Raw genomic sequence first — 1634 nt, 5'->3', positions numbered from 1 at the left:
GTATCTATAAAGAGTTTTCAAAAGTAAAAAATATGCCAGTTAATCAGCAATGATTAATCGGTATCTACTTTAGTATTCTCATCATTATTTGATGAATTAACTTCTGGCGAAGTTAACAGCTGTCACTAACAAAGACCCGTTTGGGTTGTATGGTTAAGTGACTAAGCGTACACGGTGGATGCCTTGGCAGTTGGAGGCGATGAAGGACGTATTAACTTGCGATAAGCCTAGTCAAGCTAGTAAAAAGCGCTTGAGACTAGGATTTCCGAATGGGGAAACCCACCTGCTTGCAGGTATCTTACACTGAATACATAGGTGTAAGAGGCGAACGCGGAGAACTGAAACATCTAAGTACCCGTAGGAACAGAAATCAACCGAGATTCCGGAAGTAGCGGCGAGCGAAACCGGACCAGCCCTTAAGCTTATTATGTGTTAGTGGAACATTCTGGAAAGTTTGACGATACAGGGTGATAGTCCCGTACACGAAAATGCATCTTAAGTGAAATCGAGTAGGTCGGAGCACGTGAAACTTTGACTGAATATAGGTGGACCATCATCTAAGGCTAAATACTCCCAACTGACCGATAGTGAACCAGTACCGTGAGGGAAAGGCGAAAAGAACCCCTGTGAGGGGAGTGAAATAGAACCTGAAACCGTGTACGTACAAGCAGTAGGAGCCCTTCGAGGGTGACTGCGTACCTTTTGTATAATGGGTCAGCGACTTATATTTTGTAGCGAGGTTAACCGATTAGGGTAGCCGTAGGGAAACCGAGTCTTAACTGGGCGTATAGTTGCAAGGTATAGACCCGAAACCCGGTGATCTAGCCATGGGCAGGTTGAAGGTTGAGTAACATCAACTGGAGGACCGAACCCACTAACGTTGAAAAGTTAGGGGATGACCTGTGGCTAGGAGTGAAAGGCTAATCAAACCGGGAGATAGCTGGTTCTCCCCGAAATCTATTTAGGTAGAGCCTCGGACGAATACTTACGGGGGTAGAGCACTGTTAAGGCTAGGGGGTCATCCCGACTTACCAACCCTTTGCAAACTCCGAATACCGTAAAGTACTATCCGGGAGACACACGGCGGGTGCTAACGTCCGTCGTGAAGAGGGAAACAACCCAGACCGCCAGCTAAGGTCCCAAAGTCATAGTTAAGTGGGAAACGATGTGGAAAGGCCCAGACAGCCAGGAGGTTGGCTTAGAAGCAGCCATCCTTTAAAGAAAGCGTAATAGCTCACTGGTCGAGTCGGTCTGCGCGGAAGATGTAACGGGGCTAAACTATGCACCGAAGCTGCGGATTCAAACTATGTTTGAGTGGTAGGGGAGCGTTCTGTAAGCCGTTGAAGGTGAACCGGGAGGTTTGCTGGAGGTATCAGAAGTGCGAATGCTGACATGAGTAACGATAATGCGGGTGAAAAACCCGCACGCCGGAAGACCAAGGGTTCCTATCCCATGTTAATCAGGGTAGGGTAAGTCGACCCCTAAGGCGAGGCCGAAAGGCGTAGTCGATGGGAAACGGGTTAATATTCCCGTACTTGGTATAATTGCGATGGGGGGACGGAGCAGGCTAAACAAGCATGGCGTTGGTTGTCCATGTGAAAGTGAGTAGGTTGGTGACTTAGGAAAATCCGGGT

1 rRNA gene is annotated in these 1634 nt (G+C 48.0%); it reads left to right on the top strand.

Annotated elements, in window-relative coordinates:
- Positions 1–151 precede the first annotated feature (151 nt).
- A 23S ribosomal RNA gene (locus L1272_RS22945) occupies positions 152–1634 on the top strand; the annotation flags it as partial.

The sequence above is a fragment of the Pseudoalteromonas sp. PAST1 genome, assembly GCF_021532515.1.
GTDB classification, from domain to species: domain Bacteria; phylum Pseudomonadota; class Gammaproteobacteria; order Enterobacterales; family Alteromonadaceae; genus Pseudoalteromonas; species Pseudoalteromonas simplex.
The sequence above is the reverse complement of the archived record's forward strand: the minus strand, read 5'-3'. Positions and strand labels throughout refer to the sequence as shown.